This is a genomic window from Bacteroides sp. HF-4919 (genome assembly GCF_018860125.1).
The window spans coordinates 221,362-247,724 of sequence record NZ_JAHKNF010000008.1 but is presented as its reverse complement, the minus strand read 5'-3'; the positions used below and the strand labels follow the sequence as shown (position 1 = coordinate 247,724).

The 26,363-nt window shown below is 47.0% G+C and carries 14 protein-coding genes; 5 read left to right on the top strand and 9 right to left on the bottom strand.

The genetic code is table 11. From position 1 onward, the window contains the following. Positions 1–781 precede the first annotated feature (781 nt). A complete protein-coding gene (locus KO473_RS15170; RefSeq protein ID WP_005821322.1) occupies positions 782–3,292 on the bottom strand; it encodes a glycoside hydrolase family 9 protein in 2,511 nt (836 codons plus the stop codon). 284 nt (positions 3,293–3,576) lie between these two features. Here KO473_RS15170 and KO473_RS15165 point away from each other — a divergent pair, with 284 nt between their 5' ends. From KO473_RS15165 to KO473_RS15145, 5 genes are all read left to right on the top strand, one after another. Then, positions 3,577–4,797 carry a BamA/TamA family outer membrane protein gene (locus tag KO473_RS15165; RefSeq protein WP_122130190.1) on the top strand — a complete coding sequence of 407 codons (1,221 nt, stop codon included), beginning with the start codon at positions 3,577–3,579 and terminating at the stop codon, positions 4,795–4,797. Continuing rightward, complete coding sequence (locus KO473_RS15160; protein WP_005821318.1) at positions 4,784–6,484, top strand: phosphoethanolamine transferase; 1,701 nt, start codon at positions 4,784–4,786, stop codon at positions 6,482–6,484. The genes KO473_RS15165 and KO473_RS15160 overlap by 14 nt, the downstream gene beginning before the upstream one ends. A gap of 141 nt (positions 6,485–6,625) precedes the next feature. Then, complete coding sequence (locus tag KO473_RS15155; protein WP_032535629.1) at positions 6,626–8,263, top strand: ATP-binding protein; 1,638 nt, start codon at positions 6,626–6,628, stop codon at positions 8,261–8,263. Between the two features lie 73 nt (positions 8,264–8,336). Beyond that, the gene (locus KO473_RS15150) at positions 8,337–9,278 is read left to right on the top strand and encodes a DnaJ C-terminal domain-containing protein (protein ID WP_005821314.1); all 942 of its coding nucleotides are present in this window, start codon (positions 8,337–8,339) and stop codon (positions 9,276–9,278) included. Between the two features lie 15 nt (positions 9,279–9,293). Next, entirely contained in the window at positions 9,294–9,605 is a 312-nt protein-coding gene (locus tag KO473_RS15145; RefSeq protein ID WP_005780772.1) for a chaperone modulator CbpM, read from the top strand. Positions 9,606–9,751: 146 nt separating this feature from the next. On the opposite strand, the gene KO473_RS15140 is transcribed toward KO473_RS15145, so the two are convergent. From KO473_RS15140 to KO473_RS15105, 8 genes are all read right to left on the bottom strand, one after another. Beyond that, entirely contained in the window at positions 9,752–13,777 is a 4,026-nt protein-coding gene (locus KO473_RS15140) for a glycoside hydrolase family 2 TIM barrel-domain containing protein (RefSeq protein WP_216035109.1), read from the bottom strand. Positions 13,778–14,012: 235 nt separating this feature from the next. Next, positions 14,013–15,716, bottom strand: coding sequence for an acyl-CoA dehydrogenase family protein (locus KO473_RS15135; RefSeq protein ID WP_005780768.1), 1,704 nt, complete (start codon positions 15,714–15,716; stop codon positions 14,013–14,015). A 3-nt stretch (positions 15,717–15,719) separates the two neighbouring features. Then, positions 15,720–16,739 (bottom strand): electron transfer flavoprotein subunit alpha/FixB family protein, encoded by a 1,020-nt coding sequence (locus KO473_RS15130; RefSeq protein ID WP_005821312.1) that lies wholly within the window; start codon positions 16,737–16,739, stop codon positions 15,720–15,722. Positions 16,740–16,754: 15 nt separating this feature from the next. Further along, entirely contained in the window at positions 16,755–17,627 is an 873-nt protein-coding gene (locus KO473_RS15125; protein ID WP_005780764.1) for an electron transfer flavoprotein subunit beta/FixA family protein, read from the bottom strand. A gap of 150 nt (positions 17,628–17,777) precedes the next feature. Beyond that, positions 17,778–18,989, bottom strand: coding sequence for a 6-bladed beta-propeller (locus KO473_RS15120; RefSeq protein WP_005780762.1), 1,212 nt, complete (start codon positions 18,987–18,989; stop codon positions 17,778–17,780). Positions 18,990–19,182: 193 nt separating this feature from the next. Next, on the bottom strand, positions 19,183–21,063 hold the full coding sequence (locus KO473_RS15115; RefSeq protein ID WP_005821311.1) for an alpha-L-fucosidase: 1,881 nt from the start codon (positions 21,061–21,063) through the stop codon (positions 19,183–19,185). A gap of 79 nt (positions 21,064–21,142) precedes the next feature. Next, positions 21,143–22,831 carry a RagB/SusD family nutrient uptake outer membrane protein gene (locus KO473_RS15110; protein WP_005821310.1) on the bottom strand — a complete coding sequence of 563 codons (1,689 nt, stop codon included), beginning with the start codon at positions 22,829–22,831 and terminating at the stop codon, positions 21,143–21,145. A gap of 13 nt (positions 22,832–22,844) precedes the next feature. Continuing rightward, positions 22,845–26,000, bottom strand: a complete 3,156-nt coding sequence (locus tag KO473_RS15105) for a TonB-dependent receptor (RefSeq protein WP_005821308.1) — start codon at positions 25,998–26,000, stop codon at positions 22,845–22,847. Positions 26,001–26,363: the final 363 nt, after the last annotated feature.

Genomic DNA, 26,363 nt, shown 5'->3' with positions numbered 1-26,363 from the left:
CAGATGTCTCGGAGAAACGGAGCCGGTCTTGGAGGGAAGGCATAATCACGGCTCTTTCATTTAACAACCGTCTTCCTCCCTTGCCCCCCACAAAACCTTCCATTCGCACACAGCCATGCGGAAGCAGCGCTTCGTTGTTTCTTTTTTAAGAAAGAATCCGGCCGACTATTACCGAAGAAATCCAGCAGATTAACCATTATCATATAACTCTTTATCCCAGCCCGCATACCCGGGCTGATGAGCCCACATGCCCGGGCTGATGAGCCCGTATACCCGGGCCGATGAGCCCGCATGCCCGGGCCGAGATAAGGATCCGACCATTTGCACTAAAGAGAGTAAGGGAAATGAAATGCTTTTAGAGAGATAAACGGATAAGAAATTGGACATATCCATTTGTTTTCCAAGCCGTTACTACTGAAATATCCCCTAAAACAGCAGGTGGAAGATGGAAGATGGGGGTGGAAGATAAATGGCATAAAAACCGCATCTTCCACCAATCTATACATCTCACAATCAACGGCATGCACTCTAAAAGGTGGAAGATGGAAGATCGAAACGTGTTTTTTGTATGAGAAGAAGGCTGAGTATGAAAGAGCCGTGAGGGCATAATAAAGGTCCGGACCTTCGCAGGCGCGGACCTTCGCTTATTCAAACCACGCTCCTTGGGGGTGGAGGGGTTTGTTTACTGAAAACAATCCGGTCGATTGTCTACCTTAAATACCTATTATGATAACCTTCTTAACTAACCTTTATCTTATTCTACATTAAGTAAAAGCTGTCTCTATATCCCGACAGCCTCCCGCAACGGGACAAATTTATATCCTTTTTTCTTCAGGACTTTAATCAACCGTTCAAGGTAGCCGTGGTAGAACTTATCAATCCGGCGATCGTCTGTTCCGAAATGGATCAGCATCAAGTGTCCGTTCAGTCCTTCGCTGGCTTCTACCGAGAGGATTCTATCATAAATGTTCCGGCTGCTTCGGTAGTTTTTCATGTCCGGTGTGGTATAGTCGGCATTGCTGCCTGTCCCAGGTGTGAAGTTAACCACTTGAATACCCATACTCTTCGCCCACGCTGCAATCTGCCGGTTGTAATATTCGTAAGGTGGGATGTAGAGCGGTGCGTCTTTAAATTCAATACCGGCCTTTCGCATCACTTCGTAGCTTTTCAACAGATCTTTTTCAAACTCTTCGCGCGTCACCAGCAGCGAATCGCGGTTTTCCCACGGGCTGTACAGCAAATGTCCGTAACTGTGACTGCCGACGTAGTGTCCCTCTTTCAGCAGGCGTTGCACTACGTCCGGATAGAGTTCGTAAAATTCTCCGGTAAAGAAGAATGCCCCTTTGATACCTTGCTTTTTCAGGGTACTGATGATGGTGTCCGCTCCGTCCGCTCTATCGGCGGCGGTGAATACGAGCGTGATTTGTTTTTTGGAGGGGTCGGTACGTACAATGCCGCCATTGCTGTAGATGTTCTTATCTGCTGCTGCGTTTGCCTGCTTCATTCCGTCTTTCTGCAAAGAAGATAAGTAGTAGGTCAGGCAAGCGGTTCCGTCCATGGTCGGTTCGTTGGTCGAATAATCGTGAAGGGCGTCGTGATAGACCATTAAGTCCGGTTGGAAACGTTCGTAATCCTGTCCGGGCATTCCCGGAATGCCCTCCATATTTACTCCCCGGAGACTTTCGAAGATGGTACGGTATACCGGGCCGTCCACCAGTCCGCCGGTAGTGTTGCCTATTCCTGCGTTCAGCAATGAAGAGTGAGGCTGTATCGGATAATCTCCGGATAAAGGTAGCTCTACAATCATGCTGGTTCCCCACGGGTTGCACCCCAGGAGCCAGTCGCGCAGAGAGGCTTCCATCTCTTCATAAGTCGTGTCGCCTGTCAGCTCACGGTAAAGCCGGCATTGCGTAAGCATGGCGGTGGTCAGGTTATTCGAACACCAAATATAAGGTATGCCGTGCAGGAAAGGACTACCGACGGCTTTTTCATACGTTCGCTGTATTCCGGTTCGCAGGTTCCGGATAAATTCGTCGCGCAGGCGCTCGTTGCCCGAAGCTTTGGCTACCCAGTAGTGTCCCATGTTCATAAACGGATACCATTGGTAGTGGCGGGCACTGTCGGCACCCATCCACGGTGTCACCGGTTCACGCCTTCCGTATTCTACTGCCTGCTCCAGATATTTGGGGTCGCCGGTAGCTTTGAACAGTTCCATGGCTCCGAGTTCCATATCGTCCACCCAATTGTCTTCTTCATAAATATAGGGTGACTTTACCGAGGCCGTTTGGCAGGGCCCGGGTTTCTTTATACCCTCCTGATAGGCGTTATCTGCTTTAGAGGCTATTTCTTGGGCGAAGTCCGGATAGAAATCTTTCAGTACCTTTGCCCCCAGTGCAAAGCAAGAGGCGAATTTGCCTGCGGTACTGGCCACTCCGGTGGTTGCATTCCTGAATTTGCCGCGAACCTGAGGCTCACCACTGCAAAAGTAAACCGGGCGCCCTTGTCCTCGTCCGTAGCCGTAGTCCACCGAATCTTTGCCGGGCAGGCGCATCCCTGCATGGTCCCGGTCATCGGCAATCTGGTTGTAAAGTTCTCCTTGGGCAGGGTTCATCCGGTTCAACCAGTCGAGCCCCCATTTTATTTCGTCCACAATGTCCGGGATGCCGTTAGCTCCAGGGTGTCCGGCAGCATCGTAAGCATCGCCGAAAGCTTCCGGGTTTTGCAGATAGGCAAACATCATCTGGTAAATGGCATTGGCCGAGGTTGTGGTATATTGCAGATAGTCGGTCGCGTCATGCCATCCTCCCCGGACATCGGTGTGCTGTCCGGTCTTTGTGGGATGATACACGATAAAGCCGTCATGTACATGGCAACTGTCTTTCAGGAAGGGGTTGTAACCGCATCGCTGCTGGCGCATGTAATTCAGCAGGAAGTCGGCCGTTCCGTTGTATACGCGGTGGTTGATGGGGAAGTGGGGCGATACTGCTTTTCCGGCTTTTAGATAGTAGGTTCCGGGTGTATCAAAGGTACTGAAGTCCAGCCGGTAGGTTGATTTCATTTGTCCGATCGGGCCTGTCTTCCGGGGAGATGTGAAAGTACGTACCGTTTTTCCGGTGAATACATCGACCAGTGAATAGTTGTTCACTTCAACCGGTACTTCACTCATAAATACGGCTACCTTTTTAGATTGGGGGAGGTAGCCCAGTTGGTTGATCCGTATCCATTCACCTGCCTGAGCGTGCAGGGTGGAAAGCAAGAAAACAATGGCCAAAAGCCAGTAATTCCGTTTCATAATGGAAGCATTGTTTAAGGTTGGGGAATGTGTTAAGTTGTACAATGCAAATAAAGCGGATTTAATTTACTTAAAGAATAATAGGGTAGTTTTATTAGCTGATATTATGTGTCGTTTACAAGTTTTTAGAATTTGATATTGCTTTATATGGTATATTCTGAACTTTTTTCGTTTATTAAGTGTTAAATGGAGGCAATAAATGATAAAAGAGAATGTAATATGATTGTAACAAGGAATGATAAAACTACTTTTGTAGATTGAGTTTTCTTAAGAGGGAACAATATATGAAACCTAAACACAAAAACTGGCTATTACTTGGATGCTTTTCCGCACTGTGGACTGTATCTTTGGCACAGGGGGAGAACTGCAACGATAGTCTCTCACCGATTACGTATATTCCTGTTGCGGAGGATTCCGCCTCTACTGTTGTCGTTGCCGACTCTACTGCGGTGAAGCGTAGTTTTTTAAAGAAATTCCTTGATTACTTCAATGATGCCAATAAGGAGAAGAAGAACAAGAAGTTTGATTTCAGTGTAATTGGCGGTCCGCATTATTCCAGTGATACCAAGCTTGGGCTGGGACTGGTGGCTGCCGGATTATACCGTACCGACCGTGCCGATACACTTCTGCCGCTTTCCACCGTATCATTGTATGGCGATGTGTCCACTGTCGGATTCTATCTGCTGGGCGTTCGGGGCAATCATATCTTTCCGAAAGATAAATACAGGCTGAATTATAACCTTTATTTTTATTCTTTTCCCAGTTTGTATTGGGGAATAGGATACCGGAATGCGGTGAATGACGAAAATGAAAGCAGTTACAAGCGCTTCCAGGCACAGGTGAAAGTCGACTTTATGTTCCGTTTGGCAAAAAACTTCTATCTGGGACCTATGGCAAGTTTCGATTATATCGACGGACGCAACTTTGAGAAGCCCGAACTTTGGCAGGGGATGGACGCCCGTACGACCAACGTCAGTGCAGGGCTTTCCCTTGTGTATGATTCTCGGGACTTCCTCACGAATGCCTATAAGGGGTATTATCTGCGCATAGACCAGCGTTTCAGTCCTGCGTTTCTGGGGAATGACTACGCATTCAGCAGTACGGAGCTGACCACAAGCTACTATCGTAAGGTGTGGAAAGGTGGAATACTTGCCGGACAATTTCATACGCTGCTGACTTACGGCAATCCGCCCTGGGGATTGATGGCAACATTGGGAAGTTCGTATTCCATGCGCGGATATTACGATGGCAGATTCCGTGACAAGAATGTGGTGGATATGCAGGTTGAACTCCGGCAGCATGTATGGAAACGTAACGGAGTAGCTGTCTGGGTGGGAGCCGGAAATGTTTTTCCCGACTTTTCTTCGTTCGAGGTGCAACATATACTTCCCAATTATGGATTCGGCTACCGGTGGGAGTTCAAGAAGAGAGTGAATGTACGATTGGATTTAGGGTTTGGAAAAGGCCAGACCGGATTTATATTTAATATCAATGAAGCTTTTTAATAAGATAAAGAAATGGTTCGATAATCAGGAGAACTTGTTCTACCTGTTTTTGTTTGTGCTGATTGTGCCCAACATAGCACTGTGTTTCACGGAACCTTTACCGCTTGTGGCCAAGGTTGCCAACGTTCTGTTACCTTTGGGTTGTTATTATCTGATTATGACCCTGTCCAGGAATTGCGGAAAGATGCTCTGGATATTGTTTCTTTTTGTATTCTTCGGGGCCTTTCAGATCGTGTTGCTCTATCTGTTCGGGCAGTCCATCATAGCGGTGGATATGTTCCTCAATCTGGCTACGACCAATTCTTCCGAAGCCATGGAGTTGCTCGATAATCTGCTGCCGGCCCTCGTTACGATCGTGATACTGTATATACCCGCCCTGATACTGGGTATGATTTCCATAGTTCGTAAACGCAGGCTCTCTGTCGACTTTATCCGTAGGCAACGGAAACGTGCGTGGGGAGTACTTGCCGTTGGCTTTCTTTCGTTGGGAGCTGCCTACTTGCTGGATAAGAAATATGAGATGACCACCGATTTATATCCGGTCAATGTGTGCTACAACGTGGTGCTTGCCGTAGAGCGCAACGCGCAGACCCTCGACTATGCAGAGACTTCGAAGGATTTTACTTTCCATGCTACTGCTACCCATCCGGCGGAGGACCGCGAGATATACGTGCTGGTTGTGGGGGAGACATCCCGTGCTCTCAACTGGTCGTTGTATGGCTATGACCGCGAGACGAACCCCAAATTGTCGGAAATACCCAATCTTACGGCTTTCACGAATGTGCTGACCCAGTCGAACACAACCCATAAGAGCGTTCCGATGCTGATGTCCGCTGTTTCGGCAGAGAATTTCGACTCTATCTACCATCAGAAAGGTATTATTACGGCTTTCAGGGAGGCAGGTTTCAAAACGGCTTTTTTCTCCAATCAGCGTTACAATAATTCTTTTATAGACTTCTTCGGAAAAGAGGCCGATCATTGCGATTTCATCAAAGAAGATTCGCTGACCGCCGGTCAGAACCTTTCGGATGACAACCTGCTGGCATTGGTGAAAGAGGAACTTGCCAAAGGGAACCGCAAACAATTCATTGTGTTGCATACCTATGGTTCGCACTTTAACTACCGTGAGCGCTATCCTGCCGGGGCTGCGTTTTTCCGGCCCGACAGTCCGGCGGATGCCGAATTTAAGTATCGGGACAATCTGATTAATGCCTATGACAACTCCATCCGCTATACCGACGATTTCCTGGCAAGGCTGATCGGCTTGTTGCAGCAACAGGATGCCGGTTCGGCCATACTCTATACTTCGGACCATGGAGAAGATATTTTTGACGACGACCGTCACCTCTTCCTGCATGCGTCGCCTGTGCCTTCGTATTATCAGTTGCACGTGCCGTTTATTGTCTGGACTTCGGATACATACCGGGAGAAATATCCGGAGCATATCGCTGCTTTACAGCAAAACCGTCAAAAGTCTGTCGCTTCGAATCGGGTAGTGTTCCATTCGGTACTCGATCTGGCCGGAGTGACTACTGCCTATGTGAACGACTCGCTGTCCGTGGCAAGCCCGTCCTATACGGAGTTCCCCCGCTTTTACCTGAATGACCACAATGAGCCGCGGGCTTACGACGATATCGGATTGCGTAAGGAGGACTTTGAGATGTTCAGGAAGATGAATATTCGCTGAAAACGCATTTAAACTATAGACTTGGGGATATAAGTGTAGTATCTCGAAACTTTGTTCCCTACAGGTGCTTTTGTTTCATATTGTGGTGAAAGTCGGAGAATAATTTCTATATTTACCGTCAATTCATCACAATATGCAATTATGGCAACCAAACTACTATTGGTAATGGGGGTAACCGATAATCTATGGCTTTATGTGTTATCCGTATTTTTGTTTCTGACCGTTTGCTTCCTGCTCTTTCAGAACTTCCGGCTTCGTAAATCGGCTTCGGCAGACGATGACTATCGTCGCTTCCTGTTTGAGATATTAGATAATCTTCCGTTTCCTATTATGGTGAAGGATATTCAGGAACAATTCAAGTACACGTACTGGAATAAGGAGGCCGAGTTGCAGTCGGGCATCAGCCGCAAAGATGCCGTCGGCTTTTCAGATGCCGATATTTTTGGTGAAGAACGGGGTAAACAGTACCGTAAAATAGATGAAGATCTCGTTAAAGCCGGAAAACCCTATAAAGCGGAAGAGAGGTATGTGACTGCCGATGGAAAAGTGCATGATACCCTTGTGGTGAAATCAATCATATCTTCGGGCAAACTGGGCAAATGGTTACTGGTGGCCCGTTGGGAGATCACTCAGCTTAAGATGTACGAAAGGGAGCTTTTGGCTGCCAAAGAGCAACTGGAGGGAGCCGTTCGTAAACAGAAACTGGCTTTAAGAAGTATTGATTTCGGCCTGATTTATATTGACCGAAATTATAAGGTGCAATGGGAAGAGACCAGTAATATAAAGAATCTGGTTGTCGGACGTCATTATATTCCCGGCACTACTTGCTACCGGACAACGGGGCGAGGAGACAAACCGTGTAAAAGATGTGCTTTTCAGGAGGCCATCAGTACCGGCAAAATGGTGAGGCATATTACCCATGTGGATCATGTAGACTTTGAAATTACCGCTACCCCCGTTTATAGTGATACGGGAGGTGAAATTATCGGTGGATTGCTGCGCTTTGAAGATATCACCGAGAAACTGAAAGTAGACCGTATGCTTCAAGAGGCCAAGGAGAAAGCAGAGGAGTCCAATCGGCTGAAGTCGGCCTTCCTTGCCAATATGAGCCATGAAATACGTACACCGCTCAATGCCATCATCGGTTTCTCCGACCTGATCTGCCAGACAGATGATGCCGAAGAGAAAGAGGAGTACATCCGGATTGTCACTTCGAATAACGAACTTTTGTTGCAGCTTATCGACGACATTCTCGACCTGTCGAAGATAGAAGCCGGAACGATGGATTTTTCCTATGCCCTGACGGATATCAACGAACTGATGGAGGACATCTGCCTGCAAATGCAGCAGAAGAACCAACGCCCAGGGGTACAGATTCTGTTTACTGAAAAGGAACCCTGCTGTGTGATCAATACGGATCGTTTGCGTTTGTCGCAGGTCATCATCAATCTGATGAATAACGCAATGAAGTTTACCGCCGAAGGTTCCATTACGTTGGGATACCGGCTGAACGGACAGAAGAATGAACTTTATTTCTTCGTGAAAGATACAGGCATCGGCATTCCCGCCGATAAAGCTGAAAAAGTCTTTGAACGTTTTGTCAAACTGAACTCCTTCGTTAAGGGCACGGGGCTGGGACTCGCCATCTGCCGGGTGATCATAGAGCGCCTGGGAGGAACGATCGGGGTCGATACGGCAGTAGAAGAGGGTGCCTGCTTTTGGTTCCGTCTTCCTGTTCAAGAGGACATACCGCTCGATATTCCTATTAATTTGTGCTAAAAATTGAACCTAAAACTCCGGTTGGCGTGTTGTTTGTATACACTTAATATAGAGGTTTAAATATATAAAAAACATGGCTTATATAGATTATTACAAGATTCTCGGAGTTGACAAGAATGCTTCTCAGGATGATGTCAAGAAGGCTTTCCGCAAATTAGCCCGTAAATATCATCCCGACCTGAATCCGAATGACCCAAGCGCCAAGGATAAGTTTCAGGAGATTAATGAAGCCAACGAAGTATTGAGCGATCCGGAGAAAAGGAAAAAGTACGATGAATACGGCGAACATTGGAAACATGCGGACGAATTCGAAGCGCAGAAGAAGGCCCGCCAGCATGCCGGTGCGGGTGGAGGCGGCTTCTCCGGCTTTGGCGGAGACGGTGGTTCCTATTGGTACTCGTCCGATGGAGAAGGATTCTCGGGTGGTGATGCCGGAGGATTCTCGGATTTCTTCGAGTCTATGTTCGGGCATAGGGGCGGAGGCGGACGAGGCGGCTCAGGTTTCCGCGGACAAGATTTTAATGCGGAACTACACCTGTCTCTTCGCGATGCGGCACAGACCCATAAGCAGGTGTTGAATGTGAATGGAAAGCAGGTTCGTATCACAATACCGGCCGGTGTAGCCGACGGACAGGTGATTAAACTGAAAGGATACGGTGGTGAAGGTGTTAACGGTGGTCCGGCAGGCGATCTGTATATTACTTTCCGGATAGCCGAAGATCCTGTATTCAAGCGTCTCGGAGACGATCTGTACGTGGATGTGGAAGTCGATCTCTATACTGCCGTACTGGGTGGTGAAAAGGTGGTTGATACGCTGGAAGGTAAAGTGAAACTGAAGATAAAGCCCGAAACCCAGAATGGTACGAAAGTACGCCTGAAGGGTAAAGGTTTCCCCATATATAAGAAAGAAGGACAGTTTGGCGATTTGATTGTCACTTATTCAGTCAAGATACCTACGAGTCTGACAGATAGGCAGAAAGAACTGTTCAGAGAGTTACAACAGAGTATGAACTAATAATGAAAGAGCGCTATGCAGACCGAATTAATAATAGTCAGTGAATACTGTCACAAATGTCATATTGAGCCTTCATTTATCGACCTGTTAGAAGAGGGTGGCTTGATTGAGGTACGCACCGAGGGCGGCGAGCACTATCTGCTTGCGTCGCAACTTCCCGATGTGGAACGATACAGCCGTATGTATTACGACCTGTCCATCAATATGGAGGGTATCGATGCCATTCATCATTTGCTGGAAAGGATGGAACTGATGAGACGTGAAATCAGTACTCTCCGGAATCAGCTTATCGTCTTTAAGAGGGAAGGTGTAATGGAGGACTGGTAAAAGGTTTATTTCATGTGTTGGATAAAGAGGCTTTTCCGGTTTCTATCAGAGCCTCTATATGATATAAACAGAGCCTTTATCAAGGGTGGACAGAGTGTCTGTTCCGCCCCGATAAAGGCTCTGTTTTTTTATGCTTGGCCGTACTCTTATTCAGCCAGAATCGTCAGTTCGGCACCCGAAGCGTAGTCTTGTCCGCGTTGTTCACTCAGAGCGGTGAAGCGGATGTAACGGGCTTTTACAGGTTTCTCGAACATTACTTTCTTCTCTTTCAGGTCTCTTGCGAAAGTACCTTTCAGGATTGGTTCACCCCATTCTTTGCCATCCTGGCTTACGTGTATGGTGTAATCTTTCACATTACCGTTGCTGCTGTCCTGACGTGGAAGGTAAGTGAAACCTTTAATTGTTTTCACTTCACCGGCATCCAGGTCTACCCAGTGCGGGTGTTTAGCCACGGTTACAGAGAACATGGTGTGCCAGATGGTATTCGGGTCACCGTCGGTCAGGTTCTTGGCTTCGCCTCCATCCGATTCTTCGCTACTTGCATAGATCACTTCCGTCTGGATGCTTTCGATCTTGTCGAATGTCATGGTTGCTTTGATGAAAGGTGCATCTTTGAACCAGGCAGTCACTGTACCGCCATTGCGTAATGCGATCGGTTCGGTGTAAGTTTTGGGTTTACTCTTATCTACTGTGTAGAGGATAACCGCATCCTTTTTCTGTGATGATACAGATACTGCACCGGCACGGTTGCGGGTAATGGACAACGGCACCTCTCCGGCAGGGGCTACATTGGCTGTTGCAGTCAGGTCTTTACCCGCAGGGCGGATGATGAAACCTGTGTTGTGATGGCTGGCGAAGACACGGTCTTGTTCTAGCGGACCACCTTGGCCGCAACTGTTGCCACCCAGGCCGGTTACGGCTGCATCCAGATGAAGATAAGTATCACCGGCTTTCGGCAACTGATACGGATGTGAAGCCAGGATCAGGTCGAGTGCGGAGTAGGGCAGAGCCGAAGCCGACAAGCGGTCGGTAGCTACAAACACAGCACCGTTGCCTGCGTTGTTGGTCAATGCACACCAGCGCACATCTTCGTGGTTACCCATATCCTGTGGTTTGGGGAAGTTGACGAATTCTCCGGCAACCGTGTTCTTATGTTGCTCGATGAACTGTCCTACCTTGCGGTCGGCATAGTTGTCAATAGGTCCGCGTCCGTAGTAAGTGAAGTTATCATATTGCTGAGGCACGCGTATCATATATCCCAGACGAGGCAATACGAGGCTCGGCTGATTGGATGTGATACTTGCTTCCAGTTCGATGGAGCCGTCTTTATAGACAGTCCATACCTGATTGGTGGTGAACTTGAAGTCATTGCTGCCGAACTTCTTGTCCGTCAGTTCTTCAATTTTGTTCTTGCCAGAGCTCGTTCCACCCAAAATCTTAGCTGCGTTTGGAGCTTGGGATTTTACAGTGAATGACAATACGACTGTGCCGTCTTCTTTGGTAGTCATATCGAAGCCGGTAGCTGAGTGCTTCAGGTTGTGCAGTCCGTTGTCGAACCACTGAGAGTAGAACCAGTTATCATTGTTCGTGAACGCGCGGAGCGCATCCAGTTTCGGACCGTTACCGTCAGTAATTACTTTTTCGTTTCCGTATGTCAGGCTGTAGATAGTACCTGTTTTGATATCGAATTGAGCTGTGTAGCCATTGCCTTTAATGGTAATGATATCGCTCGCTTTAATCATAATTATTTCCGGTTTGTCGCTTCCGGATGCTACAGTGTTGATGGCAGGACGTGCAGTAGCTTCTTTAACGAGTATCTGTTCTTCTGCCTGCGCAAAGTTCTTGTCAGCCCAAGGCATGTTGTCTTTCAGCAGGAACTGAATCTTCACGAAATATTCCGAATCGGCTTTCAGTTTACTGAACTGATAAGGAACCGTGATCTGCGTACGGGTACGCGGAGCCACTTCACCCATAGACAATATGCCCGATTGTGCTTCCTTACCGTTTTCGTAAAGTGACCATTTAACTTCATAGTCCGAAAGGTTTTTGAAGTAATACTTGTTGAATACTTCGAACTGTCCTTTTTCTACATCGATTGGTTGTACGCCGATGTGTTGGTACACTTTCTTCACTTCATAATATTGTGGTTTCGGTTCCAGGTCACCGAATACGATACCGTTCATAACAAACTGTCCGTCATTCGGAGTATCACCGAAGTCACCACCGTAAGCCAGATAGCGCTCTCCGGTTTTCTTATCGTAATTGTACATCGATTGGTCTACCCAGTCCCAGATAGCTCCACCACAGAAGAAGTTAGTCGACTCGATAGCTTCCCAATAGTCCACCAGGTTACCGCAGGCGTTACCCATAGAGTGAGCATATTCCGAAACATGGAACGGATATTTGATATCATAATTACCTTTCACGGCACCACGCATCCAGCCGATGGAAGGATACTGGTTGGAACCCATGTCGACGATGTCGTTGTTACGTTCGTACTGAACAGGGCGTGACAAGTCGAATGCTTTCAGTGCATCATAGGCTGCTACGAAGTTCTTTCCCGGTCCGGCTTCGTTACCCAATGACCAGATGACAATCGAAGGATTGTTTACGTTGGCATGAACCATTTCCATCACACGGGCTACGTGGGCGTTTTTCCATTCCACCGGATGAGACAGTGAAGCGGCTCCATAATAGTACTCGTGAGACTCGATGTTGGCTTCATCTTCCAGATAGAGTCCGTATTTGTTGCACAGATGGTACCAGTACGGATCGTCCGGATAGTGAGAGTTACGTACGTGATTGATGTTGGCACGTTTCATCAGCATTACCTCTTTCTCCATCATTTCGCGAGTGATGGCATGACCTACGGCAGGATTTGATTCGTGGCGGTTGACACCTTTCAGTTTCACGGTCTTGCCATTTACATAATAGTAACGGCCTGCCAGTCCGAATTCGTCTGCAGAAGCAGGTGTGTCTTTGATTTCCACTTTACGGAAACCTACAGTAGTTGAAACGGTTTCTATTGTTTTGCCTTTCTTATCTTTCAATTCAGCAACGAGTGTATAGAGGTAAGGGAACTCAGCCGACCACTTGTTGGGTGACTGCACGTTCAATATCGCTTTTTCAGCCTCTGCGGTTTCGTTCGGGTTCACCAGGTCCACAGTAGCATTGGCAACCGCATTGGCAACGGGGGTATTTTCGTCCGAATACAGTTTGTTTGCATAAAGTGTATAAGCCATCTGGTATCCTTTGGCAGCTTTCTTGCCATAGTTACGGATGTCAGCGCTGATAGCCAATGAACCATTGGTGTATGTCTCGTCTAGGTCGGGGATTACAACAAGGTCGCGTACCTGTACTTTCGGAGTAGAATAGAGGGCTACGGTACGGAAGATACCCGGCAGGCGGAACATATCCTGTGCTTCAAGGAATGAGCCGTCCGAACTGCGGTATACTTCGGCAGCAACGGTGTTCTTTCCTTTTTGCAGGTAAGGAGTGATGTTGAAGTTGGCTGTGTTGCGTGAGTTCTTGGAGAAACCTACATACTGTCCATTGATCCAGAGGTAGAAGAAAGAGTCCACGCCGTCGAAGCTGATAAATACTTCACGACCGTCCCAGTCCTGCGGGATGTCGAAGTCGCGACGGAACGAACCCACTTCGTTACGGTCTTTATAAGTAGTCCAGTTGGTCGGGGGAGTACGCATCACACCTCCGCGCCAGTCGTCTACTTTCACTTTGTGCATGAAAATTACAGGTTGGTTCACGTAGATGGGTACTCCGTATTTCAGGCTTCCGTCCTTCTGGATGCCATAAATATTCCAGCTTGAAGGAACCGGGATATTGTCCCATCCTGAAACATCGAAGGTTGTTTGATAAAAATCTTTAGGGCGGGAGTCCGGATCGGGTGCCCAATTGAATTTCCAGTCACCATTCAGTGACAACCAGTATTTACTGTTCTCAGGCAACACCTTTCGTGCGCTTTCCACATCCTGGAAGGAAAAGAACCAGGCGCGCGGTTGTTCTTTGTTGAGTGCTAAGTTTTCCGGTGATTCCCATTCATTGCCCACCGGGGCTTTTTCCGAGGCATACTTAAATCCCTCTAAAGGTCTTTGACCGGCAGAGCAAAGCGTAACCATGCTGCATAGTATCAGACCTAATGTGATTTTCCGCATAATTGTTTTTCTTTTAATAGATTATTTACTGAAGTTTTTTCGTGTTATATTGATCCGTAATCCGGTATCTCTCTAATTTTGTTGCAATATTCGTAAAAACCAGTCACATAGCCAAATCATTTGACATTAATTGGGTATTTTCGGGAGATAAAAATAACTCGCCTCTCTCCGGCAGTAGAAAAAGAAAAGGGATCCGGTTGTCCGAATCCCTTTTTTTAGTCTTGAAGTAAACTCTTTACTTTCTGTAGTAAGCCAGATCGTCTTTATCGAATTTGCGAATAAAGTTGATATGTTTTTCTACTTCAGCCTCAGCATAACGTACGTATACCTGAGCCGATTCGGAGAACAGATCGCTCTTCGAAGCATCTTGAACCATCAGGTGACCCATGATGATGTGGGCAGCCATTTCTACCAGACGGCGTGCGCAGAAGTCGAGCAGTTCCTGGTCTTTTGCTTCTGTGATTTGAGTCACGCAGGCTGCATATTTGCTTGCCATACTTTTCAGGCGGTTCTGCAAGCCTTCCAGTTCTGGAGCTACCGGCATGTTCTCGTATTCTTGGATACGTGCCAGATAAGCACCGGTCGTTACGTAACGGATAGCAGCCACAACCTGCAACTGGGTGGTACCTTCGTAGATGGAAGTGATGCGTGAGTCACGATAGATGCGTTCGCAGGCGTAATCTTTCATAAAGCCCGAACCACCGTGAATCTGAATACAATCATAAGCGTTCTGGTTGGCAAATTCACTGCCCATACCCTTGCCCAGCGGAGTAAAGGCGTCAGCCAGTTTGGCGAATGTTTTCTGTTCGGCACGTTCTTCCGGAGTCAGTTTGCGCTCCTTGGCAATGTCGTCCAGTGCTTTGTAAATGTCTACAAAACGAGCTGTCTCGTACAGCAGTGAACGGGAAGCATCCAGTTTAGCTTTCATCAAAGAAAGTATCTCGGCTACGGCAGGGAATTCGATGATTGCTTTGCCAAACTGTTTACGGTCTTTGGCATAAGCCAGAGCTTCATTGTAAGCTGCCTGTGACAAACCTACCGATTGTGCGGCAATACCCAGGCGGGCACCGTTCATCAACGCCATTACGTATTTGATAAGACCCAGTTTACGGTCACCGCAAAGTTCGGCTTTGGCATTTTTATATACCAGCTCGCAAGTAGGGGAGCCTTTGATACCCATTTTGTTCTCGATGCGGCGTACGTTAACTCCGCCATTGCGCTTGTCGTAGATGAACATAGACAGACCGCGTCCGTCGTGTGTTCCTTCTTCCGAACGTGCCAATACGAGATGAATATCGGCATCACCGTTTGTGATAAAGCGTTTCACGCCGTTCAGATACCAGCATTGGTCTTTTTCACTGTAAGTGGCTTTCAGCATGACAGATTGTAGGTCGGAACCTGCATCCGGTTCGGTCAGGTCCATTGACATGGTTTCGCCCTGGCATACACGGGTGATGTAGCGCTGCTTCTGTTCTTCGTTGGCAAACTCGTAGATGGTTTCGGCACAGTCCTGTAGTCCCCAGAGGTTCTCGAAACCTGCATCACTGCGGCTCACGATATCGGCAGCCATGATGTATGGAGTGATTGGGAAGTTCAGACCTCCAAAGCGGCGGGGCATAGCCATACCCATCAGCCCGGCTTTACGGCAGGCATCCAGGTTCTGGGCAGTTCCGCTGGCATAAGTTACGCGGTTGTCGGCACAAACCGGACCTTCGTGATCGACGCCTTCTGCATTGGGAGCGATGATGTCACCACAGATTTCCCCTACAATTTCCAGTACTTTATCGTAGCTGTCCATTGCATCTTCGAAGTCTACCGGAGCATAGTCGAATTTATCTTTATCAGCATAGTTGCGCTCTTTCAGCTCAACAATTCTCTTCATCAACGGATGGTTCAAGTGATGCTTGAGTTCCGGAGTATCTAAATAAAAGTTAGCCATTTCTTACTTACTGTTTTGTTTATAATACTTAATCATCTTCGGTACAACTTCTTCGATTGTTCCGTTGATCACATAGTCTGCAATCGTATTGATCGGAGCTGACGGATCGTTGTTGATGGAGATGATGATACCGCTTTCCTGCATACCGGCAATGTGCTGAATTTGTCCGGAGATACCGCAGGCAATATAGAGTTTCGGACGTACTGTAACACCGGTCTGGCCGATCTGACGGTCGTGGTCAACGAAGCCTGCATCTACAGCGGCACGGCTGGCGCCTACTTCTGCGTTTAACACCTTTGCGAGATCGAACAGCAAGTTGAAGTTGTCTTTCGAACCTACACCGTAACCGCCGGCAATGATGATCGGAGAACCTTTCAGGTTGTTCTTGGCTTTTTCTACATGGCGTTCGATGACTTTTACTACGTAATCGGTGTCGGCTACGTATTTCTTCACATCATGCTTAATGATTTCACCTTTGTAGTCGGCTGACAGAATGGCTTTTTTCATCACACCTTCGCGAACGGTTGCCATTTGGGGGCGGTGTTCGGGATTGACGATGGTAGCAACGATGTTACCTCCGAATGCCGGACGAATCTGGTAAAGCAGGTTTTTGTAAACCTTACCTTCTTTCTTATCTTCGTGGTCACCGATTTCCAGTGAGGTACAGTCCGCTGTCAATCCGCTGGTCAGAGCTGACGATACACGCGGGCCGAGGTCACGACCGATCACGGTTGCACCCATCAGGCAGATTTGCGGCTGTTCTTCTTTGAACAGATTCACGAGGATTGAAGTGTGGGGAAGTGAAGTATAAGGATAGAGTCCTTCACCATCGAATACATGGAGTTTGTCTACTCCGTACGGGAGAATCTGTTTTTCAATATCTTTGAGACCGGTTCCGGCAACGACTGCTTCAAGCTGGCAGTTTAACTGATTGGCCAACGAGCGTCCTTTTGTCAGAAGTTCGAGGCTTACGTCTGCGACGATGCCGTCTTCTATTTCGCAATATACAAATAAGTTATTCATATCTTTTCTCTCCTCTTACCCTATAGTGTGGTTCTCCAACAGTTCAACAATCAGTTCTTCCACTTCACGGTCGCTGCCGCTGATGGTTTTACTCTCTTTCGCCTGGAACACGATGTTCTGGATAGCTTTTACCTTTGTCGGCGAACCGCTGAGGCCGCATTGTTTCAGATCACCGTTTACGTCTGCTACACTCCATTCCACCAGGTTCAGGTAGTCGCGGGTGTCGTAAAGGTCGGTATAGTCCAGGTTGCCCTGTTGCTTCTCGGTAACGGTTTTGGCATGTTTGTACTTCTGAACCAGCTTTGCATTGCGCGGGCGGCAGGGAGCTGCACTTCCGTTGACAGTGATAACGATGGGCAGCGGGCCTTCTACGGTTTCCACACCACCGTCAATGTGACGCTTCACGGTAATGCTTCCGTCACCTACTTTCAGGATTTCTTCCGCATACGTAATCTGAGTCAGTCCTAACTTTTCTGCAACCTGCGGTCCTACCTGTGCTGTATCTCCGTCGATGGCCTGACGACCGCCGATGATGATGTCATATCCACCGATCTTTTTGATGGCTGTTGCCAGAGCGTACGAAGTAGCCAGTGTATCAGCACCGGCAAAAGCACGGTCTGTCAGCAGATAACCATTGTCGGCACCACGGAAAAGTCCTTCACGAATAATGTCGGCTGCACGTCCCGGTCCCATGGTCAGGATGGTAACGGTAGAGCCTGGGTGGGCATCTTTCAGTCGGAGAGCCTGTTCAAGAGCGTTCAGGTCTTCGGGGTTGAAGATGGCAGGGAGTGCCGCACGGTTAATGGTTCCGTCGGCTTTCATGGCATCTTTCCCAACGTTGCGTGTGTCGGGAACTTGTTTTGCCAATACAACAATTTTCAAACTCATGTTATTAATTTTAGTATTAGTATTTCTACAAGTTAGCAGCCAGTAGTCAGTAGTAAGGTTCTTGCTATTCACTATCCGGTTAACTATCAGCCTGCAAATTTAAGCAAACGCTTGGTTCTGACAAGAAATCCGTCTGAAAAATGCACAAGTTTAAAGATTCTGAGCAACTTGTTTGGTTCTTACTATCATGATTACCGGGTTATCGTCGGCTTTCAGATCTTTTAATTCGGGGATGTTTTTCAGCTCCGGATCTTCTTCTGCCAACTCCAGTATGTCACTTGCTTCCCAATAATACAATAAAACATCATCTGCCACACGCATTGCCGGGTAGAAAGGGACTTTGCCATACATATCGTTCTGTATCATTCCGTTTTTTACACCGAATAGCTGTCCTTTCTGTTTGTCGTATATAGCCAGGCGGGGAGATTCCGACTTGTCCGTTACGTTCCATGAAGTATAAGGGATGAACAGGTATCCGGGCGTTTCCAATATATCCGGACGGAGATAGTTGGAAGCCGTTGTTTCATAAACGTTCCAGTTGCCGTCGAGAACTTCGAAGCGTTTCTCTTTGGGCAATTTATATTTTCCAAGTTGTAGGATATAGCGGGGCAGGAGTGTATCCGGACGGACGGTAAATACTGTGTCATTATAGTATTCTTTCATGCAAACCTGATTCTGGAACCGGTATAAATATTTGTCGCATTTTCCCCATAAATAGAAGTTTAGCCCGCTGGGAATGGTGAAACGGTCATATTGGGGAAATGAAGTCAGTGTATCGCCTTTAGAGTTGATTATTAATAATCTGAAAAGCTTGTTTCCCGTATTGTTGTAAATGTAGGAAGCGAAAGTGCTGTCGTTCAGTGCCGAAAATTGCCAGGCAAATGGAAACTTACATTCATTCATGAACTCTCCGTTGCCGGAATATGCCAGTAGTTTTCCATGGTCCATCAGGAATACTTGTTTGGAAACATCGTCTGTTGATATAAAACGAATACCGGTATATTCTCCGGGGCCTTGTCCCATCCGGGCAACTGTCCGGACAAATTTACCTTCGTCCGTGAACTGAAAGACCTGTTTTTGCGTAGGGATGTATAAGTTATGTCCGCAGAGTGTAATGCTGTTTTTTATGATGGCCGGCAGTAAACATTGGTCGGTGGTTTCCAAAGGGATGATTTTCACTTCCCGGGCTATCTGGCTCAAGGTAACTGTTTGTTCCGTCCCGATTCCGGTTTCAAAAGGGAGAGTGACGGGAAATGTTGTTTCGGAAATTGGTTCTTGTGACGAAGAGGGTTTATTGGTACATCCCAAGAAGAGTAAACCGGAGGAAAGGAGTAAGCTGAAAAGGGTTGTGTTCGTTCTCATAGTCTATGCTTTTTAGTAAATGGCATAAAACTACGTAATATTCGTAACTTAGATAAAACCTGATAGTTAAACTATGTTATCCTTTAGCATTATCCTTCTTATAAGGAATATATAAAAAAGAGAGAAAGGGTTGAATATTGGAGGTATGCCTCAGATTTATAATTACTTTTGGCATACCTCCGGAGTACTGTTGTTATTGGATTCCTATTTCTGCAAATCCCATAGTTTCTCCTTCTGTTACCATTTTGGTAGGTTTCAGAGAAAGGTATCGTGCTTTCACCGGAGTGAAGTAGACAGACTGTAGAATCGGATTGTTTTTGATGTTTGAAAATTCCCCTTTAGCTACTATCTGGTTTACCGCATTTGCTTCAGTACCTACAGATAGTTCATAAGAGGAGATTAATCCTTTGTTATATTCGCTTTGATCCGGCAGATAATGGAAAGAGGTAATTGTGCGTTCTTCTCCCAGATCGATCACCAATGCGTCCCCTTCAACAAAAGCAGTGGTGCTCTTGTCTTTATCCATACATTTCTTAGTCTCCTCTTCGGATACTCCTACGAGTGTAAACGGATAACTTTTTAATTCTTTGGCCTCTACGGTGAATGTGTCGGGTGTCTCACCTGCATAATAAGCCTCTATGTTGTTGATGCAGAGGCAGGCGCGTGCATCCGTGAAGCGTATGCGGAGTTTGTCGGTCGAAATGGTTTCAAAGCGCAACAAGCGTTTGTAGCCCACGGTCGTAGTCTCTTCATTCAGTTTCACCGGCAGCCATTTTCCATCTTTGTCATATTCCACTACGAATGATTTGACACGTTGTCCCAACGGAATATATTCCTGGATCATCATACGGTTGACCTTCTCCGTTTTGGGGAAGTCGAACTCAATCTCTGCGGCAGTCACCTCGTCGTTGGTAGCCCAGTAAGTATCCCAACTTTCATCTGTTGCGGCTTTGGCTGAGAATTTTCCTCCACGTTCATCCGATACTTTCGGTTGGATACCTGCGAGCAGGTTGTGTGCCAATTGTTTCTGTACATTCTTGTGGAAGTTTACTGCGTTGGCCGAGTCGATCGGATGGATCAGCCCGTCGCGGTCAACCGGGAAGTTAAGCAAGAGGGTCGCGTTGTGTCCCACACTCCGGTAATAAAGGTCTGTTAATTGGTCTACGGTTTTTACTCGGTTGTCTTCTTCCGGATGATAGAACCACCCCGGACGGATAGAGACATCACATTCTGCCGGTACCCATTGGTTACCGTCAGCGTGTCCGTATTGCAGTTCGCGATATTTCGGATAGCCCGGATACACTTCGCCCGCACGCAGGAACGACCAGTTGGTAGCTCCGGCAAATCCGTTCTCGTTACCTACCCAACGGCAACCGGGACCTCCGTCGGAGAAAACAATGGCCTGTGGTTGGAGTTTATCCAGTATTTCATAGATACGTGGATAGTTGTAGTAAGTCTTGCGGTCGATGGTACGGCTGTCTTTGGCTCCGCCATACCATCCGTCACCGCCGTTGGCACCGTCAAACCAAACCTCGAATACTTCGCCATAATTGGTCATCAGCTCAGTCAGTTGTTTATGGAAATAATCTACATATTCCGGTGTACCGTAGTTAGCCTGGTGTCTGTCCCAGGGAGAGAGATAAACAGCGAATTTAATGCCGTATTTCTTACAGGCGGCTGCCAGTTCACCTACAATATCTCCTTTACCGTCCTTGTAAGGAGTGTTACGGATACAATATTCTGTCAGTTCGGTAGGCCACAAGCAAAAGCCATCATGGTGTTTGGCGGTAAGGATTACTCCTTTCATACCCGATTCTACAAAGGTTTTCACCCATTGTTCGCAGTCCAGCTTGGATGGGTTGAACGTTTTCGGGTCCGAATCTCCGTATCCCCATTCACGGTCGTTGAAAGTGTTCAGACCGAAGTGAACGAAAGCATATGTTTCCATTTTCTGCCATTCCACTTGTTTTTCTTCGGGAACAGGTAAGATAGCTTCGGGAGCTTTCACAGCAGGAGCACAAGCGCCAAGTAGGGTCAGGGCAGCTCCGGCATACAGTAGTTTGTTTATTTTCATGATATGTTAAAAGGGTTAATGATGCAAAGATAAAAAAATCCCCGGAAACTCGTTCCGGGGATTAACTAAAAAGCAATTATTACCATCCCGGATTTTGCGGGAGAAGGTTCTCGTTTCTCTGAAGTTCCCCGGTCGGTATCGGCCTCAGGTAAAGCCTGTCATTCCAGGTGCGGCTTTTGCCTGCTTCATAAGAGTAGTCGGCATTGGTATAGGCAGGATATACGACTGCGTACTTGCCTTCCTTATAAGGTTCACGTTTTCCGACGTATGTCTTCACATTATCACATATTTTTCCGGCTTTCCAACGGGCCAGGTCGTCCCAGCGGAATCCTTCACCAGCCAACTCAATGCGGCGTTCGCGGCGGATTTCCTGTAATAGCGGGCTAAGGCTGTATCCCCAGGCGGGCCAGTTCGGATCGGTGAAACCTACTTCCATAGTCAGGTGAGGCATACCTGCACGGTCGCGCAATACATTGATGGTCTTGTTCAAGTCCGCTTGTGTAATCGTACCCAGTTCGGCTTTAGCCTCTGCGTTGATCAACAAGGTTTCTGCATAACGATAGGCGATGCCGTCATAAGTATTGTTGTTTGCCTCAAAGGCTTTATCTGTCGGAATAAGGTATTTGATGGACTTATATCCGGTCAGGCAGTATTGCGAAATGAAATCTTCTTCCTTTTCAACATACGTACTGTCGTTGGTGGCCACAGTCACCCGTGTAGGGAAGTCCCAGGTCAGGATGGTCTGCTTCAGGCGTGGGTCGCGGTCGGTAGTTTCATTTTTCATATTGTCATCCCCTTTATATTGGTCGTTTCCTGTAATGGGTTTACCGTTGAGACACAGATAACTTTCTACAAAGTCTTTTGAAAAGCCGGTATTGGCTTCGGACAACGTACGGCTCATACCGTGTTTTCTTTTGCCATCCAGATAGATCACCGGTAAGATAGCCTCTTTCAGGTTTGTTTTGTCTTCCATTACAAATACGTCGTAATAGTCTTTTTCCGGATGTCCGGTGTTATAGATCTCGTATTTGCCGGTTGCCATGATTGCATCTGTTTCGTCGGCTGCCATTTTCAGCAGACGGTCTGCTTTGTCTGCCCATCCCAATTCGGTGTGATATTTATAATATGTACCTTCGTGCAGACAAGTCCTGGCTTTCAACTGGCGTGCTACATCTTTTCCGATGCGTCCGGTAGCCGGTTTCTCGGGTAACCATTGGATGGCAAAATCAAATTCTTCAATGATTTTATCCATCACTTCATACCGTTTCAGTTTCGGTCCGTAAAGAATATCCGTATCACCCGTGCCCAGGTCTTTATCCAGCCAGGGGATATCGCCGAACGTTCTCATCAATCCGGCATATTGCATCGCTTTGAAGAAGCGGACTTCTGCTACATATTGGTTGATTTCCGACTCCTTGCCGCTTACCGTCTGATAGTGGGTCAGGAAGTAGTTTACCAGCCGGATCGGCTGCCATCCGCCTTTGCTCCAGTTACACCAGCTTGCTGCCTCTGCGGGGGTGCTCAACTGATTCCAGAAGAACTGGGGGATGCTGTTAGGTACTTGATTATCGCTCTCACCGTCTGCTATTGAGGTTACACCTCCGGGGAGGTAACTATAGAATTGATTGGCATATGTTTCCAAATCTCCTGTGGTATTCCAGAAGGTTTTGTCATTGATTGCTTCCGGGGCTCTTTCCAGGAAACCGTCGTTACAACTCGATAGGGCGAGTGTTGCCACTCCGATATAGAATAAATATTTGATTTTCATAAGATGCTTTGTATTAGAATGTGAGATTTAAACCAACAGATAATGATCTTTGCATCGGATATTTGTATGGGTTATCCAATTCCGGATCGAGTCCGTCGGGAGTGTCTGAAATAGTGAAAAGGTTTTCACCGGTAAAGTAGATACGTATCTTTTCGATCGAAGCTTTCTTGGTCAATACTTTAGGTAATGTATAACCAATGCTGAGCGATTTCAGACGACAGTAAGAAGCGTCAACCAGATAGCGTGTCTGAGCCTGATTGATGGCCGAACCACCATTGAAGCGAGCGCGTGGGAAGTAGGCTCCGGTGTTCTCTTCAGTCCAGTAATCGTTGTTGTAGGCTGAAGGTACCTGCCATTCGCTTCCGTAATGGCTGCGGAATGAAGTGCCCGGCAGATAGAGGTCACGTTTGCCCACACCCTGGAAGAAGATACCCAAGTCGAAGCCTTTCCAATCGGCTCCCAGATTGATACCGTAATGATAACGCGGAGTGCTGTTACCGATAATTTTCATATCGCCCGGATTATCAACAGTGTTGTCACCCCAGTCAATAACGCCATCGTTGTTGCGGTCTACAAAACGGATGTCACCCGGCATCAGTTTGATACCTCCCGATACTTTATCCTGATTGGCAGCTCCGGCTATCTCTTGTTCGGACTGGAATAAGCCATAGGTTTCATAACCCCAGATTTCTCCTTGTTTCTGTCCCACATACCAGTTGCCCAGTTCTTTTGACTTATTATCGAACTTGGTAACCTCCGATTGATAGTCGGACAGATTGAATCCGACTGTGTAGTGGAACCCGCTTGCCAACTGGTCGTTCCAGCTGATCTCAAATTCCCAACCTTTCGTCAATGATTCGGCTGCATTTTCCTGAGGTTCGTTGGCACCCAGGATACCCGGCAGGATTTTACCTGCGGCAAGAATATCCGATGTACGTCTTTGATAATAGTCGAAAGCTCCTTTCAACCGGCTGTTCAGGAGGTTAAAATCAAGTCCCAAATCCCATTGTGTAACGGTTTCCCACGTGATGGACGAGCTGACGAGCCCGCCGGGAACCACATATTGCGGCTGGTTGCTGCCCATGATCCAACTGGTCTGTCCGGTACTGTAATTAGAGAGATAAGCATACCATCCATTGTCGAGTGCCTGATTGCCTAAACTACCATAAGAACCTCTGATTTTCAATTCATCAAAGAAACTGTTTGTCCAGTTCTTGAACCAGCTTTCATTGGATAGCCTCCAGGCTGCCGAGAAAGAAGGATTGAACACGGCACGGTCGTGTTTGGGGAATTTGGAAGAGAGGTCGTAACGACCGTTTACTTCAAGTAAATAACGATCGTCATATCCGTAGTTGATGCGGAAGAAGCCGCTTCGGGTAGCCCAGGAGTTGTCATAGCTGCCTACCCAACGGTCGCCTGTGGCATAGCTCAATGAGCCCAGGTCATTTGAGATCAGTTGTTCGCGTCCGGCATTGAATCCGGTGGTGTGCTTGCTTTCCTGATTGTAACCGATCATTCCCTTCAGGTAATGTTTGCCCAATGTCTTTTCATAATCGCCGAAAAAGTTGAAAGCATTGTAGGTATCGTTGGCTTGTGACTGGGATACAGAGTTCGGATTGGTCCATGCAAAAGTTTGCAGGAATTGTCCGTTGGCTCCATATTCGTCGAATGACTTCATGTGTACTTTATTATTCTCACTATAGTAATTGAACGTATAGTCCATGTTGATGCTCATACCTTTAATAGGAGTCAGCTTCATCGTGATCGTGTTCCAAAGGTCATTCTTGTTGGTTTGCCGGCTACCACCGTCTTCAAGGATGGCAGGAAAGTTGGTAAAGTCGCCTTGTCCGGCCCAGTTCCCATCCGGGTGTTTCACCGGCATGATAGGACGCGTATCACCTCCCATAAAATTATCGCCATGCACGTTGTCCTGATTCAATCCTCTCAGCTTGGTGCGGTTGAAGCTTGTTTTCATGGAGAGGTGCAACCATTCGTTTATGTCATAGTTGATGTTGTTCATCACGTTGAACTTCTTGAACTGTTCGTTACCGAAACGAATCAGAGATCCTTGGTCGGTATATCCTAAAGAAGTATAATAGGTAGCCTTCTTACCGCCGCCACTGATATTGACATTGTATTTCTGGACAGGATAATTCTTCTTATACAATTCTTTCATCCAGTTGGTATTGCCGGCATACGTGTATTTGGTGCCGTTTTTACTGATACTCGGATCTGAGTGGATAAATACCGGAGAGTTGTTTGCCGGATCTTTATAGTAAGCTTCAATGTGCTGCATCCATTCTGCATCGAAATAGTCTCGTCCCACTGTGTTTTGCTGTGCGGTGTTCATCCAAGTAGCATATTGCATGGAGTTCATATAGGTGGGGCGCGTAGTAGGTCCGTTGAAAGAAACCGAAGCATCGAATGATACTTGTGTCGGCTGGTCTTTGCGGCCTCCTTTGGTGGTAATCAGCACAACACCATAGGCTGCACGTGCACCATAGATAGATGCGGATGCAGCATCCTTTAATACGGAAACACTTTGCACGTCTTGCGGGTTAATGAGGTTCGGATCCATTTCCACACCGTCGACCAATACCAGAGGTGAACTTCCACTCATGGCGGTGGTTCCACGGATATTGAAACTTGAACCTTCGCCCGGACGACCACTGGTGGTTATGTTTAAGTTAGGGATGGCGCCTTGCAACCCCTGTCCAAGATTGACAATCGGGCGATCTTCAAGCACCTTACTGTCCACAGCCGATACGGCTCCGGTCAGGTTGGCTTTTTTCACGGTGGCATAACCAACGACTACCACCTCTTCCAATGCCTTGCTGTCTTCAGCAAGCTTCACTTGAATGGGCTTTCCGGTATAAGGAATTTCCTGTGTGACATATCCGATGTAAGATATTACAATAATATCTCCTATTTTCACGCCATCCAACGAGAATTTACCTTCTAAATTTGTGATGACACCGTTAGTCGTGCCTTTTACCATGACACTGGCACCAATAACCGGGCCCATTGCATCTTCAACCGTTCCTGTTACTTTCTCTTGAGTAACTTCAGGAACCAATGCTTCTGTGGCTTGCGTTGCATACGAATAAGCTGGGAAGCTTAGTGCACCGGCGAGCAAGAGCAGAGTAACTTGTCTAGTGATTTTTAACATAACAATTTTGTTTTAGATTAATAATAAAGGTTTTGTTCGGTTCTTTTACATTTCACTTTCTCCATTCATCTGCCTTTCCTTTTTCTTTAAAATAGGATTAGTTCTAACAGAACTTGGTGTACTGTAAGGCGTTTATTATCACAGGGTATGCGCATTTATGTACAGCTCTGCTTTTATTGTGAATAGCTTTGTAGACGGGAAATAAAAGATTGAAATGGCCTGTTGTTCTACTAAATGACCGATTATCTTGTTTGGTATTTAGTGTTTTATGACAAACTGAAGACTTTTTGCAATCCTCTCTGTCTACCCTGACATATATCGAAGTTTGTTTCTCTTGATTTGTTTCCGGAAGGAGCGTAGAGG